Below are 14,981 nucleotides of genomic sequence, written 5' to 3' on the forward strand. Positions count from 1 at the left end.
CGGGTGAGGGATCGACTGTGGCGACTGCTTAATGCCGTTCGGGCCGGCAAGCAAAACCAAACGGTTGATCCATAGAGTCATTTGAATTGAAGGAGCGCCGTTGATGGCCGTCAGCTCACCGGTCTAGTCTAGAGACCGACCAGCCGCTTGACGTCGGCGGGCGATGCGCCCGCCTTACGCTGGGCGGCAAGGCCGGTATCGCCAAGGCTCTTCGACAGTTTTCGTCCATCCGGGCCGAGGATCAGGCGATGGTGAAAATAGGCCGGCTGCGGCAGCCCAAGCAGTTGCTGAAGCAGCCGCTGCACGCTGGTCGCGGAATAAAGGTCCTGGCCGCGCACGACATGGCTGACGCCCTGCAGCGCGTCGTCCATGGTGACGGCGAGATGATAGCTGGTCGGGATTTCGCGGCGCGCCACGACAACGTCGCCCCAATCCTGCGGATGGGCTTCGACACGACGCGTCGCGGAGAGCGTCTCGTCCGTGTATTCGGCCCATGACAGGTCCTTGCCAGCGCGCGCTATTGCAGCATCGACGTCCAGCCGCCAAGCAAATGGCACATTTTCGGCGATGCGCCGCTTGCGTTCGCCCGCCGTCAACGCCTTGTCGGCGGCGGGATAGAGCGGCACGCCGTCCGGGTCGCGGGGCCAGTCGCGGCCGCGCTTCTCGCTGTCGGCGATAAAGGCGCGGATCTCACTTCTGCTCATGAAAGCCGGATAGACAAGCTCTTCCTTGATCAGCCGCTCGAGCATCGCCCGATATTCGGCAAAATGCTCGGACTGGCGGCGCACCGGTTCCTCCCAGCCAAGCCCCAGCCATTTCAGGTCGCGAAAAATGCCTGCCTCGAATTCCGGCGTGCAGCGCGTCGTGTCGATATCCTCGATGCGCAGCAGCAGGCGTCCGCCCCTGGCCTTTGCCATTTTCCGGTTGAGCAGGCCCGAATAGGCATGGCCGAGATGCAGTTCGCCGTTCGGGCTCGGCGCGAAGCGGAATGTCAGCAGTGTCATTGTCCGGCGGCAATCGGGTTGTGCGGCGCTTTCGCCAATTGCTACTTTGCGCCGGCAGCGTCGCGCGTCCAGAGGGACGCGTGACGAAGCGTGCGGCACTTTTGATTTTGGAACAAGCAGACATGCAACGCATCGCCAACCTTGATGACATTGTAGAAGGCCTGGACGCGCTGTGCCTGCTAGATCCGCGCCTGGACAAGGTGCGCGGCATGGCCGGCGAGGTGCCGCTCAGGCTGTCGGAGCCGGGGTTCAGGAGCCTTGCTTCGATCGTCGTTTCACAACAAGTGTCCCGCGCGAGTGCCGATGCCATCTTCGGCCGGCTGACGAAACTGCTCGATCCGCTGACACCGCAGGCGATCCTTGCCGCCGATGAGGCGATCTTTCGCCAGGCCGGGCTGTCGCGGCCCAAGCAGCGCGGCCTGATTGCCGTCGCCCAGGCGGTGGCCGACGGGCTCGACCTCGATCATCTCTGCCAGCTCGATGCAAGCGAGGCGATCGCAGCCATGACCAAGGTACCGGGCATCGGCCCGTGGACGGCTGAAGTCTACCTTTTGTTTGCCGCCGGACACCCAGATATCTTTCCGGCGCGCGACGTTGCATTGCAGAGCGCGGTCGGCCATGCGCTCGGCATCGACCCGCGTCCGCCGGAGAAAATGCTGATCCGTCTTGCCGAATCATGGAGCCCGTGGCGCGGTGTCGCATCGCGGCTTTTCTGGGCTTATTATCGTGAATTGAAGGGCAGGGATGCCGCGCCTCCGGCCTGAATCCGCAAAAAAGCATTGAAATCATGCGTTTTTGAGACCCGGCATGATCGACAATCCGCTTCACATCCCTGTCATGTCGGGCTTACAGTATCCGCGTCGACCGGTTCTAGGGTGAAGGAGGTCAACGACGTGACGGTTGCCGTATCTCCGGATGGGCTTCCAGCGCTGGTGCTGAATGCGGATTACCGTCCGCTCAGCTATTACCCCCTGTCGCTCTGGTCCTGGCAGGATGCCATCAAAGCGGTGTTCCTCGAGAGGGTGAACATCGTCGCCGAATACGAACACGCCGTCTCTTCACCGACCTTTTCGATGAAGCTGCCGAGCGTCGTCAGCCTGAAGGCTTACGTGAAGCCGTCGAGGCATCCGGCGTTTACCCGTTTCAACGTCTTCCTGCGTGACCGTTTCCAGTGCCAATATTGCGGCACGCCGGACGATCTGACGTTCGACCATGTCATTCCTCGCCATCGCGGCGGCGCCACGACCTGGGAGAATGTCGTCGCTGCCTGCTCGCCCTGCAATCTGAGGAAGGGCGGCATGATGCCGGCCCACGCCAAGATGTGGCCGCTGCAGAAGCCCTATCAGCCGACGGTGCATGATTTGCATAATAACGGCCGGCTGTTCCCGCCTAACCATCTGCACGAAAGCTGGATGGATTATCTGTACTGGGATGTCGAACTCGAACCTTGAGATCATCCGATAATTCGGGAGGCTGGCCGTCTGAAGCGATTTTCTGCGCTTCCGGTGCTCACGTACTTTAGTACGCTCCGCTCCGGTTCTCGAAAATCACTTCATACGACTCAGCCTGCCGAATTCTTGGATGATCTCGCGCCGCGCTAGACTAATCTCGGGCAAATGCTCCGCGGAAGGCGACGACTGCCAGGACAAAGCTGGCGATGGCGTTCCAGCCGGCCAAGGATAGGCCGAGGATGCGGAGCGCCGCCTTGTCGCAGGAGGGCGGGACGAATTTGTCGAGAGCGTCGAGCACGCCCTTGCCGCCGGTGTCCACCGGCCCGGCGGCTGCGGTGCAATCGGTCGGGCCCGGCCACCACGCCCATTCGACGCCGGAGTGATAAACGCCGAGATAGACGCCGTAGAGCATCAGCAGGCCGCCAATGGCCAGCAGGCCACGGCTTACCCAGGCGGGCGCGTGAAGAGCCGACGCAAGCACCGCCAGCAGCATCGAGGGCACGCCGACGTAGTAAGGCGTGCGCTGCTCGAGGCAGAGCTTGCAGGGGATGTAGCCGCCGACATACTGGAAGGCCAGCGCCGAGCCGACTGTGGCGGCCATGGCGACAGCGAGAAACAGGGCGGTGCGCAGCCGCTGGCGTCCGGTATCGGGATTCACGGTCGCTGTCATCGGACTCAGTCCATTCGGTTCGATGCCGTTCAGACGGCGTATTTGACGACGATATAGAGCAAAATCAGGGCAGCGGCGGCGGCGCCTGCAATCTGGCCAAGGCGCTTTTCGATGAAGTGGCGGATCGGCTCGCCATAGCGGCGCAAGAGCCACGCGAGAAACAGGAAGCGAGCACCGCGTGCCACGATTGCCAGCACGATGAACAGCAGCAAAGGAACACCGATGACGCCGGACAGGATCGTCACCACCTTGATCGGCGGCAGATGGGCGAGGCCGCTGGTGACCAGCATCAGGATGATGAAGCCGACACCCGAAGAGACGCGCATCGCCTCGAACTCGTCATATTTGCCATAAAATTCGAGGATCGGCCGCGCCACCGCATCATAGGCATAATGGCCGATGAACCAGCCGGCGATGCCGCCCAGCACCGAGGCGACGGTGGCAACCAGCGCATAACGGTAAGCGCGATCCGGTCGCGACAGCGCCATCGGCAGATAGAGCACGTCGGCCGGAACCAGGAACACCGAGCTCTCGACGAAGGCGATGAAGGCCAGCCACCATTCGGCCGATTTGCTCGCCGCCAGCGACAAGGTCCAGTCGTAAAGTCCGCGAAGCATCGGCACTCCTAATGCACGCCCAAACCAGTAGCGGTCTTGGGATCACGACATGTACAAACAAGACTTGGAAGCGCCCCGCATCAACCTCGTCGGACAAGGTGCGCTTCAATGACATGCGCCGCCTGTCTAGAAAGATTTTCCGCGCTGCACAATGGCAGCTGCTTCACGAAATCGAAAGGCTGAGGCTTGAGCGAGCCCAGATGTCGGGAATTGGCCAGTTGACGAACAGGCCTCCAACCGTATAGTCCGCGCCCATCCAGGCCGCCCGGCCTGAGCCCCTATGGCGGAATTGGTAGACGCGCTCGACTCAAAAAGGGGTTTGTCTACCATGCGACGGAGTGTCGCGAGATGGCGAACTGCCAGAAAAATCAATAACTTATGAAATCAGTTTTTCATCCCTTGACGCCTCACAAAGTCGTCTAGGTGCAGAATAGGAGCCGCGTCCGCGACTGCTCGCGGCGCCAATGGCGTACAAAAGGTATTCGTCGATGGCATCCATCAGCCTGCGGCGCCTCGACGTGCTAATGGATCAGGCAAGTGGTCTGAGCTTTGATCTCGACAGGCTCCAGTACCAGTGGCGCAACCCCACGGTTTAGTCTTCTATTCGTCAGGCAATTTATCACCAGCCCTTCAGGACGAGGAAGTCGGCGAAATGAATGACCTATGGTCTCGTACGACATGTCTCAAATGACGCAACGAGGTCGTGGCTCACCTGCGAATTCGTCAGCCGGTCGTTGATGTGAAGCATACGCAGTTCGAAGTTTGGATGGCTGTAGCCAGCGTCTTGGAACATCGCCCGCGAGCAGAGCACTGAGGTCCCAAAGTTACCGAGTAGTCGAATTGCTTGAATGTTCCACGATATGTTGCCGAGATCGAGCAGAATCGATTGGGCATCGAGCCAACCTTTCAGGGCGCTGGGATCCGCCGCGGCTTTTGACAGCCGATCGACGGCAAAGTTGTCAGCTTTCTCCTCGCGCGCCTTTTCTAGTGCCAGCCACTGCTCGTGAGACATGATTGGCAGGTCGAACTGGTTGCGAGTGGTCGAATAACCATGTCCGCCCATTCTGCCTATGGCGTCTAGCCCGAGCTGATCGATATAGAATCGTTCCTGATCGACGAGGTCCTCACGGATATGCATCCGCGTGACTTCACCAAGGATAATTTCACGCGATTTGCCGAGGCCAAGCGCGAGAAGCCAATGCGGCGTGATCGGCGGCCTGCTGCGGGTCGCGGCAGGCTGAGCACGCGGCGAGAGCCCGAAGGCACTGGAGTCCTTTGTGGCTGCGGCGTAGTTGAGCTGCCGGCGGCAGATCGGAACGTTACGAGCCCCAAATCGATCCCGGTAGCGCGTCGAGTGGGATCCTCATATAACCCCGACCATTTTCGTCCATCGCAGGCAGTTCCCCTCCGCGGATATTGACCTCGTGGTAGAGCGCAACGATGAGGTCGTGCTGCTTCCAGATCATCAGCATGCCGCTCACGGCCATCAGTATCACGACCGCCGTCCGGAATTGCCGTCCGCTCATCCGCTCGAGCCAAGGTTTTGCCGCAAGCGTCGCAAGCGCAGCACCAAATCCGGTCGCCAGGCCGAAAGCCAGCGCCTGGCCGCCGAATGCCCCCAGGCCGGTAAAGACCGTGACTTTGACAATGTCTGTCACGAAGGAATTTACCGACTTCGTCGCGACCAGTGTCTCCTTGCGGGACCCATAGTTCAGGTAAAGCGAGTTCAGCACCGGGCCGACGGTGCCCATCAGGGCCGAGAGCAGGGACACGATCAGGCCGGCGGGCAAGAACCACCAAAGACGGGCCCGATAGCTCCGCTCGCGCGCGCCGCCACGGAATTCCAAGATGGCGCCGATCAGATAGAGGCCGATGAAGATCTGCAGCCATTCGGCCCGTGCATTGGCGAACAGCCAAGCGCCCGCCGCGCCCCCTGTGATGGCGCCGGGCAAATACCAGCGCACGATGCTCCAATCGACGTCGCGACGAAACGCCAGGATCCGAACCGGATTGCCGATGAGTTCGGTTAAGGTGATCACTGGAGCGACCGCGGCGCTGCCCGTGAGGAACGTCACCGCTGGGATCAACAGCAAACCGCCACCGCCCGCTGATATCGTATTGAGCGCCCAGGTTAGAAACCCTGCCACGCTGAGCAGGCACAGTTGAACCCAATCCATGCAACGTCGGCTCCGCGTCGACCCGTTCGTGCTAGTTATCGGCATTATCGCGCGTGCGTCGATCGATGGACAGTAGCACTTGGACGGCGACTCAGTCCGTCACCATCGAATTAGCCGCGACGGTTGGGGCTCCACGTATCATTGAAGGCAGGTCCACCAACCGGACAAATTGCTCGCGTCCGCCTGCGATTCCGCGCGGGCTAATTATTTGCAAGGTTCATCTTGTCGAGAGCCGCCTTGAGGCCGCGCGCCAGCTTGACGGCATCGTCGTTGGCCCAAAAATGCATGAAGAAGAGCCGTGGCTGCTCGTTGAGCATGTGGCTGTGCAAAGCCGTTACCTCGACGCCGTTCTCGCGCAGAGCACGCAGCACGGGGTTGACCTCCGACGCGATCAACACGAAATCGCCTGTGATCGCTGCCTTGTCGCCTCCGGTTGGCTGAAAATTAATGCCTATGGCGCTGCCCATGGACGCAGGGATTGTCATACCGCCGTCGGTGATCGTTTCGGCTCGCGCGATAGTGAATTGGTAGATGCCGCCGTTGGCCTTGCCCTTGCGACCGATGGCCTGGTCGACGGAGGCGGTGTCGAATGCGATCTTCGGCTGTGCCGCAGCGGGCGTGGCATTCTCCATCGGCGTCTTGCTCAGCGCCAACCCGGCATGAAGCGCCGTCGCGAGCGCAACGGGGTCGCCCTCGCCGAAAATATGCATGTAAAGGGTCGTCGGCTCCGAGCGCAGCAAGTGGTTGTGCAACGCGGTGATCTCGATGCCACTTTCTTCAAGCTTTTTCATGACGGGATTCACTTCGTCCTGCGTCAGGACGATGTCACCCATGACCATGGCCTGGATTCCCATCGGTTCGAACGCGACCCAGCCTCCGAGGGCGAATCCCGGCTTAAGGGCCACCCCGTCGAGCGATACTTTCAAGTCAGTTCGCGGCAGGCCGACCCTATAGACGCCGTCGGGCATTTCGGTCCCGGGTTTGCCGAATGTCTTTGCAACCATCTGCCAGTCAGGAGCCGCGGCGGCGGGCTGGAGCAGCGCTGACATTGCCATCGCCATGGCGCCGATCATCAGTTTTGCATGCATGGGATATCTCCTTGAGATCTGCCCCATTGCCCAATTGGTCATGCGGCCGTAGGCTTCGAGCCGGGTGGCCAGCTGTGGGTCTCCGCCTTGCGTCGCGATGCCCAGGCATAGAGCGCGTCATAGATGACGAAGCCGTGCTTCAGCACCTCGTGATCGTCGGGTGTCACATCCCGCAGACCCATGGAGATCGCGAGCAGGCCCGCCGACTGCGGCGTGAGATCGTGCCGGTCGGTGTCGGCGCCGCGCACGATCGCGGCAATGGTCACTATCGCCGGGTCGCGCTCGAGGCCATATTTCGAGACGAAGGTGTCAAAACTGCAGCCATTGCCGACATGCGTGAACTCGACGCCGGGCACGTCATAGGGCGTCGCGCCGGTTTCCTCGGCAACATGGATGACCTGATCCGGCGCCACAAAGAGAAACTCCGGTTCCTTATCGATGAAGCGCGCAATCAGCCAGGGACAAGCGATACGGTCGATGACCGGACGTTCGCGGGTAACCCATTTCATGACGCAATCCTTTCTTCGCTCATCACCAAGGGGACAGTCGGGCCGCCGATCGCGTGCCAGGCGGCAATGCCACCGGAAAGCGCCCTGGCATCGACGCCGCGTCGGCGCAGTTCGGTGACGGCGTCGCCGCTGACCTGGAATCCATAGAGGCAATAGACGATCACCGGCATGTCCTTCGGCAGTTCCTGCGCCCAGTCGGCGATCTTTTCGGGTGCACGGACCTTGGCTCCCGGCAGCATATCGCTGCGTTTTGCCAGATCCTCGGCGAGGCACACGTCGAGCAGAACGAGATCCTCTCCCCGATCGAGGCGCACGCGCAACTCCTCCGGCGCGACTGCCTGAATCCTTTCGACCGATTCAGCCCTCGCTGCGGGATCGCGCGGCGCAACCGCTCGCCGGTGGCGGAGAGCAACCCGGTCCCAATGGATGTTCTTCATGAAGGCGTCGACATAGGCGCCGGCCTTCGCGCCGAAATCGAGATGATAGGCGTGTTCGTACATGTCGAGCGCGAGGATCGGTATGCCGCCAGCGAGGCAGTTGGTGTGATCCGCCGCCCACTGGATCGTCAGCCGATCGCGATGCTCCGACCAGGTCAGCAAGGTCCATCCAGAACCGCCGGCTTGCGCCTTTGCGCATGCCATGAACTTGGCGCGCCATGCGGCCACACTGCCGAAGTCGCGTTCCAGTGCGGCGGCGAGTTCCCCTCCGGCATCGCCGGAGCCACCCAGCCCATCAAAATAGATTTCGTGCAGGATCGCCGAATTGGCGGCAACCAACTCCTCGCGCTTCAACCCATTGATGTCGAAGACGGGCGCCGTGTTCCAATCGAGATCGTCGAGCCGCCGTTCGACGGCGTTGAGGCGACGAACGGCACCTCCGTAATTGTTTTCGTAATGGCTGGCCAACAACCGTTCGGACAGGCCGACGAGCCTCGGCGGCTTGAACGGCAGCGGCATGATCTGGTGTGGCATCGGGTTCCCTCGCTCGGCAGCACGGCCCATCCTTGAGGAAGCGAACGCTATGCTCAAATGAAAAATGATACAAGTGTTGCATTTCATTTTGTTCGTGATACGGTTCACTTATGAGTGAGGGGCAATCGCAGGAGCAGCGCTGGCTGCTTCTGATCCATCAACTGCCAAGCAAGCCCGCCTACTTCCGGGTGAAGATCTGGCGACGGTTGCAAGGCATCGGCGCGGTCGCAGTCAAAAGCACCGTTTACGCCCTGCCGGCCAATGCCGAGATGCAGGAGGATTTCGAATGGCTTCTGAAGGAGATCGTCGCTGGCGGCGGCGAGGCCATGATGTGCGAGGCGCGCCTCGTCGATGGTTTATGGGATGCCCAAGTCCGGGCGCTGTTCGACACGGCCCGTGATGCCGACTATGCGGAGATCGTCAACGACGCACGCGATCTTGCCGTCGGGATCAAGGCGGACGCGACGTCGGAAAAACTAGCGGAAGCGCGCTCGCAGCTTGGTCGCTTGCGCAAGCGGCTCGCTGAAGTGGTGACGATCGACTTTTTCGGCGCTAGCGGTCGCCTCACAGCCGAGGGTTTGATCGCCGAACTGGAGGCACAGATTGCAAGGAACAACGTCATGACCAACGAACCCAAGAGGGCGGCCGAGCCAGCCGAACTCAAAGGCCGGATCTGGGTCACGCGCCGGGACGTGCATGTCGACCGTATTGCCTGCAGCTGGCTGATCCGTCGTTTCATCGATGCCGACGCGATCATCCGCTTCGTGGCGGGCAAGGGATACGTGCCAAAGGAAGGGGAATTGCGCTTCGACATGTTCGAAGGCGAAATCACCCATGAGGGCGATCGCTGCAGCTTCGAAGTTCTGCTTACCCGCGCTGCAATCAACGACCCGGCGCTGCAGGCCATCGCCGAGATCGTCCATGATATCGACCTGAAGGACAACAAGTTCGGCCGCGAGGAGGCGACAGGAATTGCCAGCCTGATTGCCGGCATAGCCATGGCGAATGAGAGCGACGAGGAACGAATCGCGCAGGGCGCTCCTGTCTTCGACAACCTCTACCAGTATTTCCGCAAGAAACGCGGATGACCGAAAGGACGCAAGCAATGGCCAATCTGGAGCAGACCGTCTCGACGACGCGGTCTCCGGCCGATGCCCACGACCACGGCGTTTCGTTCGCTGACGCTACGCGCGTATGGGCTCGTGTGGCGATGCTCAGCTTCGGCGGCCCGGCTGGCCAGATCGCCATGATGCATCGCATCATCGTCGAGGAAAAACGCTGGATCGGCGAGACCCGATTCCTGCATGCGCTCAACTACTGCACGCTGCTGCCAGGCCCGGAGGCACAGCAACTAGCGATCTATATCGGTTGGCTCATGCACAAGACCAAAGGCGGTCTCGTGGCCGGAATCCTGTTTGTGCTGCCCGGCGTAATCGCCATCATGGCGTTGAGCTGGATTTACGCGATCTTCGGCAATGTCGGCGCCGTCCAGGCGCTCTTCTTCGGCCTGAAGGCGGCCGTTCTGGCCATCGTGCTCGAAGCGGTGCTGCGTATCGGCAGGCGGGCGCTCAGGAACAATGTGATGGTCGGCCTCGCCGCCGCCGCCTTCATTGCCTTGTTCTTCTTCCGGGCGCCCTTCCCGCTGGTCATTCTGATCGCAGCTGGGATCGGTTACATCGGGGGTAGGGCAGGCTGGGCTGCTTTCAAATCGGGCAACGGACATGACAAGGTTGGCGGCAAGCAGGTCGACGATGCCGACTCCGCACTTGGCGAAGGGGTACCGGCGCATGCACGGCCCTCCGCCGGGTGGGGGTTCAAGGTGGCCGGGGTGGGATTGCTGCTGTGGGTGGTCCCGGTCCTCGCGCTGCTTGCATTCCTCGGGCAAGGCAACGTCTTCACCGATATCGCGATCTTCTTCTCCAAGATGGCGATGGTCACCTTCGGCGGGGCCTATGCGGTCCTCGCCTATGTCGCTCAGCAGGGTGTCGAGCACTATGGCTGGCTGAAGCCGGGCGAGATGCTGGACGGCCTCGGCATGGCCGAGACGACGCCCGGTCCATTGATCATGGTCACCCAGTTTGTCGGCTTCATGGGAGCTTACCGGGCGCCGGGCGTGCTCAGCCCGGTGGTCGCTGGAACGCTCGGCGGCCTTCTCACGACATGGGTAACCTTCGTCCCGTGCTTCCTGTGGATATTCCTCGGCGCGCCGTTCATGGAGACGATGCGCAGCAACAAGGCCTTGTCCGCAGCGCTGTCTGCCATCACGGCAGCGGTGGTTGGTGTGATCCTGAACCTGGCGGTATGGTTCGCGCTTCATGTCCTGTTCCGCGAACTGCATGATTTGAGCTGGCTGGGCATGAGCCTGGACGTACCGGTGTTCAACTCCATCAATATCCCGTCACTGGTCCTGACGCTCGGCGCGCTGGTAGCGGTATTCCGTTTCAAGGTCGGCATGATCCCGGTCTTGCTGGCCTGTTCGACATTGGGTGTTCTTTACGGCGTCGCCATGGGTTCGATCTAAGCTCGCGGTCGGCCTGCCATGCAGGAGGCGTGTTGACAATTCGAAGGCCGACGGAAGCGTTGCAAGTGCCGGAGCGAACATTTGCGCTCCTGCCTTCCGGTGCCGGCCCGGCGGCTTCCCATTTGCTGGCGTCGCGGGGATTACGGGCGTTTGGCGACGGACTTGTCAGTCTTTTGCTTCCCGCCTATCTGGCGGCGCTCGGCTTCAACGCCTTCGAGATCGGGATCTTCGCCACGGCAACGCTTTCGGGATCAGCGGCGCTCACGCTCGGCGTCGGGGCCGTCGCACACCGTTTCTCGCGCCGCTCGCTGCTCATCGCGGCAGCAGGCCTGATGATTCTGACCGGACTTGCCTTTGCGTTCGTCCACGACTTCTGGCCGCTGCTCGTGGTCGCGTTCGTCGGAACGTTGAACCCGTCCTCCGGCGACGTGAGCGTGTTTCTGCCACTCGAACATGCGGAACTTGCGCACAGCGTCACCGATCGTGATCGAACCGCGCTGTTTGCCCGCTACAGCGTTGTCGGCTCCATCATTGGGGCTGTCGGCGCTCTGGCGGCCGGCGCCCCCGACCTGCTGCGACACCTGGTCGGGATAGAAATCAAACAGGCCCTTCAGCTTGCTTTCCTGCTGTATGCCTTGCTTGGGGTCGGATCGCTGCTCCTGTATCGGCGGCTGCCCGACGCATCGCTCGACGCGGATGCGCCGCCGGCGGAGCCCTTGCGCAAGTCTCGGACCATCGTCCTCACATTGGCCGCGCTCTTCAGCCTGGATGCATTTGCGGGCGGCCTTGTGGTTCAGTCCCTGCTGGCACTGTGGCTTTATCAAACCTTTGGTTTGTCCCTCGCTACCACAGGCGCAATTTTCTTCTGCACGGGCGTACTTTCAGCCGTGTCGTATCTGGTGGCGGTTCAAATCTCCAGGCGGATCGGGCTGGTGAACACGATGGTGTTCACCCACCTGCCGTCGAGCCTTTGCCTGTTGCTCACTCCGTTCATGCATAGCCTCGCTCCGGTGATCGTCCTTCTGCTGATCCGGAGTGCGCTATCGCAGATGGACGTGCCGACCCGCACCTCTTACGTGATGGCGGTGGTGACGCCGGGCGAGCGTGCCGCGGCAGCGAGCGTCACCGCCGTGCCACGCAGCCTCGCATCGGCGGCGAGTCCGATGCTGGCCGGCTCGCTGCTTGCCGTTTCCGGCTTTGGCTGGCCGCTCCTCATCGCTGGAGCCTTGAAAATCGTCTATGATATTCTTCTTCTCGTGACGTTCCGCAAAATTCGGCCGCCGGAGGAACGCTAGTGAATTAAATTTATGCCTAGTTAATCCGAGCCGCCGATGCCCATGGCGGCGACACGCTGTGCGGCCATCCGTTGGAAGAGGTCGTCGACCTGCGCCGGCGAAAGGCTGGCGTTCTCGGCGCTCAACTTCGTCTGATTCTGTGCCATCGCGGTGTTCGGATCGGGACGGACGACGGCGCTCGTGCAACCTTGTGGTAGGCCATTAGCCTGTGAAACAAACTAGGCCTTCAGGTCATGCTGAGCAAACGAGGATCGAATTAGGAGCGGGGTACCAATGGCTAGGTTGGACCGGTCGGTTCAGAGCGAATAAGACGGCGCGAATTTCGCTGGGAAATCGCTCTGGACTTCATGGAATACCTTGTGGCACATACGCGGCCCAGGAGCCACACAGGAGTCGCGGGGCCTCGCCAACACCGCGAACGAACTTGGTGGTCGCATGCGGGTGTGGTGGAATTGGTAGACGCGCTGGATTCAAAATCCAGTTCCGAAAGGAGTGTCGGTTCGAGCCCGACCACCCGCACCACTTAGAGATCGTTGAAAAGTAGCCTGCGTCAGGGCATCGCGACGGACACGTAGGTCATGTGACCTGAACGATTGGCCGTATCACCTGACGGAAACGTGAGCTCTCGCGGCCCTTTTCTTGCACCGCACCATATGCCATAGAGCTCGGGTGAAGTTCTGGACCTTACTCCCCCGCCTGCTTTCGATTCTGGCCGTTGTGAGTATTCTCACAGCGCCGATGGTGACACCGTCCGCTGCGATGATGGTAGTCGACCCGGCAGCGACGGTGGCGGATATGGCATCCATGCCGGACGGCATGCCGTGCCCTTCGGACCAGAAGCAGCAACCATTCCCCGATTGCCAGAAGTCCTGTCCCCTCGCGACCCTGTGTGTCGCCAAGTGCTTTCCGAGCGCGTCGACGACCGCAGCAATCACGCTGACCCGGCTGTCTGCGGCTGACGTGATCGCGCCTGGCAATAGCGTTGGACGGGATCTCCTGCCTAATCCGCCGCCTCCCAGACCTCCACGAACCTGAATTCATCGACGGCTCATCGGAGCCGTTTGTCGCCGCGCGGCTGAAGGCCTCGCGGCGAGAGACCGTGGTTTTGGCATAAGCCTGGCCACGAACCTGCCGTGCACTCCGCGCGGCCAAATGATGAAATTTGGGAAAATCTGACAATGAACTTTTGCAATGCGAAGCACGTCGCAGCCGCGGCGCTGATCAGTCTCGCTATCGGCGGTGCCAATTCGAAGGCTTGGGCCGGGATCGACGACTATGAGTTTCAACTCGTTCAAAGCGCGATCAAGAACGGCGATGGCGCGATTGTCGCCATCCGCCTCATCGACAAGCGCTCCGGCAAGGTGGTGCCCGACGCGGTGATTTTTGCCAAGCGCGTCGACATGGCGCCGGACGGTATGGAGATGATGACGGCGCCAATCGAGGCGTTGCCCTCGACAGAGCCTGGCATCTATCAGTTCAAGGCCAATCTGATAATGCCAGGTGGCTACCGCCTGTCGATTGGCGCCAAGGTGCAGGGTGAAACCGGCTCACTCGAGAACAAGCTCGAATTCAAGGCGACGCCATGAGTCGCGCAGGCCGTACTGGCCTCATCCTCGCCGCCATTTTGGCGGCGGGGGCTGGAGGCTATTGGGCGGGGCAGCGCAATCTCGCGCTGCCAGCCAATGCATGGCTGCAAGCTGTCGCCTGGCTCGAAGGCACTGCGACGGGTCCGGCGAGCGCCAACCCTGCGCCCACCGGACCCGTGATCTACTACCGCGACCCGGACGGCCTCCCAGCCTACGCGGCAGCTCCGGAGAAGACCGCCGATGGGCGGGACTTCCTGCCTGTTCTGGCGAGCGAGGAGCTGAGCTTCGAGGATAAGCCGCCTGTCGCCGCTGCGAATGCTGCCACTGCTCCTGCGAACGGCGAACCGAAGCGGATTTTGTACTACCGCAATCCGATGGGCCTACCCGACACCTCACCGGCGCCGAAGAAGGATTCGATGGGGATGGATTACATCCCCGTCTTCGCGGGCGAGGATGAGGACGGTTCGACAGTCAAGGTCGCGGCAGGCAAACTGCAGCGGACCGGCGTCCGCTCGGAGGTCGCCACCGAGCAGGTGATAGTCCGTCCGGTGCGCGTGCCCGGCACCGTGCAGCTCGATGAGCGCCGCATCACGGTGGTCGCGACGCGCTCCGATGCCTTCATCGACAATGTCGCCGATGTCACGACTGGCGGTCGGGTCAAAAAAGGCGAGCCGCTGATGCGGCTGTATTCGGCTGAGATCGCCGCGGCGAGCGCCCAATATCTTACCGACCTGAACGGAAGTGGCCGCGCCTCGGCCGGGGCACGCCAGCGCCTCGAAAACCTTGCGGTCCCGCCCGACGTGATCGCAGCGATCGACCGCACCCGCCAAGTCCTGACTTCCATCACTTGGGCCGCCCCGCGTGATGGTGTGATCCTCGAGCGCGAGGGACGCGAGCGTTATGGGGTCAATATCCGCTACCCTCGTGATCTGCGCTCGAGTCCTCAGTCGATCGCTACCGACGTCGAAGTGCCGTTGCCCGGTGGCGGCGGCATTCCGCTAGGTGAGGTGGCGAAAGTCCAGCTCACGCGCGGCGCGGCCTCGATCCGCACCGAGAATGGCCAGCTTGCGACCTACATCTTCGTCGACATCA

At 61.5% G+C, this 14,981-nt stretch carries 16 protein-coding genes and 1 tRNA gene; 8 read left to right on the forward strand and 9 right to left on the reverse strand.

All coding sequences use genetic code 11. The features are described from left to right. Window positions 1-128: 128 nt before the first annotated feature. Window positions 129-1,004, reverse strand: coding sequence for a tRNA glutamyl-Q(34) synthetase GluQRS (gene gluQRS, locus E5W70_RS09370; protein WP_292656771.1), 876 nt, complete (start codon window positions 1,002-1,004; stop codon window positions 129-131). A 122-nt stretch (window positions 1,005-1,126) separates the two neighbouring features. Between gluQRS and E5W70_RS09375 the strand changes: the two genes are divergently transcribed. Further along, window positions 1,127-1,768, forward strand: coding sequence for a DNA-3-methyladenine glycosylase (locus E5W70_RS09375; protein ID WP_292656774.1), 642 nt, complete (start codon window positions 1,127-1,129; stop codon window positions 1,766-1,768). 129 nt (window positions 1,769-1,897) lie between these two features. Then, a complete protein-coding gene (locus E5W70_RS09380; RefSeq protein ID WP_023677956.1) occupies window positions 1,898-2,455 on the forward strand; it encodes an HNH endonuclease in 558 nt (185 codons plus the stop codon). 151 nt (window positions 2,456-2,606) lie between these two features. On the opposite strand, the gene E5W70_RS09385 is transcribed toward E5W70_RS09380, so the two are convergent. From E5W70_RS09385 to E5W70_RS09415, 7 genes are all read right to left on the reverse strand, one after another. Further along, on the reverse strand, window positions 2,607-3,125 hold the full coding sequence (locus tag E5W70_RS09385) for a disulfide bond formation protein B (protein ID WP_292656777.1): 519 nt from the start codon (window positions 3,123-3,125) through the stop codon (window positions 2,607-2,609). Between the two features lie 29 nt (window positions 3,126-3,154). Further along, window positions 3,155-3,742, reverse strand: a complete 588-nt coding sequence (locus tag E5W70_RS09390; RefSeq protein WP_023677958.1) for a YqaA family protein — start codon at window positions 3,740-3,742, stop codon at window positions 3,155-3,157. A 661-nt stretch (window positions 3,743-4,403) separates the two neighbouring features. Next, the gene (locus E5W70_RS09395; protein WP_292656781.1) at window positions 4,404-4,880 is read right to left on the reverse strand and encodes a hypothetical protein; all 477 of its coding nucleotides are present in this window, start codon (window positions 4,878-4,880) and stop codon (window positions 4,404-4,406) included. A 181-nt stretch (window positions 4,881-5,061) separates the two neighbouring features. After that, window positions 5,062-5,964: a sulfite exporter TauE/SafE family protein gene (locus E5W70_RS09400; RefSeq protein WP_366509685.1), complete on the reverse strand. Its 903-nt coding sequence runs from the start codon at window positions 5,962-5,964 to the stop codon at window positions 5,062-5,064. Between the two features lie 155 nt (window positions 5,965-6,119). Continuing rightward, window positions 6,120-7,007, reverse strand: a complete 888-nt coding sequence (locus E5W70_RS09405) for a DUF1259 domain-containing protein (protein WP_292656784.1) — start codon at window positions 7,005-7,007, stop codon at window positions 6,120-6,122. Window positions 7,008-7,045: 38 nt separating this feature from the next. After that, window positions 7,046-7,516: a chromate resistance protein ChrB domain-containing protein gene (locus E5W70_RS09410; RefSeq protein ID WP_292656788.1), complete on the reverse strand. Its 471-nt coding sequence runs from the start codon at window positions 7,514-7,516 to the stop codon at window positions 7,046-7,048. Continuing rightward, complete coding sequence (locus E5W70_RS09415) at window positions 7,513-8,487, reverse strand: Fe-Mn family superoxide dismutase (protein WP_292656791.1); 975 nt, start codon at window positions 8,485-8,487, stop codon at window positions 7,513-7,515. The genes E5W70_RS09410 and E5W70_RS09415 overlap by 4 nt, the downstream gene beginning before the upstream one ends. A 110-nt stretch (window positions 8,488-8,597) precedes the next feature. Between E5W70_RS09415 and E5W70_RS09420 the strand changes: the two genes are divergently transcribed. From E5W70_RS09420 to E5W70_RS09430, 3 genes are all read left to right on the forward strand, one after another. After that, on the forward strand, window positions 8,598-9,575 hold the full coding sequence (locus E5W70_RS09420; protein WP_292656795.1) for a chromate resistance protein ChrB domain-containing protein: 978 nt from the start codon (window positions 8,598-8,600) through the stop codon (window positions 9,573-9,575). A 17-nt stretch (window positions 9,576-9,592) separates the two neighbouring features. Continuing rightward, a complete protein-coding gene (gene chrA, locus E5W70_RS09425; protein ID WP_292656845.1) occupies window positions 9,593-11,008 on the forward strand; it encodes a chromate efflux transporter in 1,416 nt (471 codons plus the stop codon). A gap of 89 nt (window positions 11,009-11,097) precedes the next feature. Then, a complete protein-coding gene (locus E5W70_RS09430; RefSeq protein WP_292656847.1) occupies window positions 11,098-12,303 on the forward strand; it encodes an MFS transporter in 1,206 nt (401 codons plus the stop codon). A gap of 20 nt (window positions 12,304-12,323) precedes the next feature. On the opposite strand, the gene E5W70_RS09435 is transcribed toward E5W70_RS09430, so the two are convergent. Next, on the reverse strand, window positions 12,324-12,449 hold the full coding sequence (locus E5W70_RS09435; protein ID WP_292656798.1) for a hypothetical protein: 126 nt from the start codon (window positions 12,447-12,449) through the stop codon (window positions 12,324-12,326). A gap of 291 nt (window positions 12,450-12,740) precedes the next feature. Here E5W70_RS09435 and E5W70_RS09440 point away from each other — a divergent pair. The 3 genes from E5W70_RS09440 to E5W70_RS09450 all read left to right on the forward strand — a co-directional run. Further along, window positions 12,741-12,825: transfer RNA gene (locus E5W70_RS09440), tRNA-Leu, on the forward strand. A 656-nt stretch (window positions 12,826-13,481) separates the two neighbouring features. Beyond that, a complete protein-coding gene (locus tag E5W70_RS09445) occupies window positions 13,482-13,889 on the forward strand; it encodes a FixH family protein (RefSeq protein WP_292656801.1) in 408 nt (135 codons plus the stop codon). A gap of 422 nt (window positions 13,890-14,311) precedes the next feature. Then, the coding region (locus E5W70_RS09450) for an efflux RND transporter periplasmic adaptor subunit (RefSeq protein WP_292656850.1) at window positions 14,312-14,981 on the forward strand (670 nt) is incomplete at its 3' end.

Origin of the sequence: Mesorhizobium sp., assembly GCF_005063415.1 — a bacterium.
GTDB lineage: Bacteria > Pseudomonadota > Alphaproteobacteria > Rhizobiales > Rhizobiaceae > Mesorhizobium.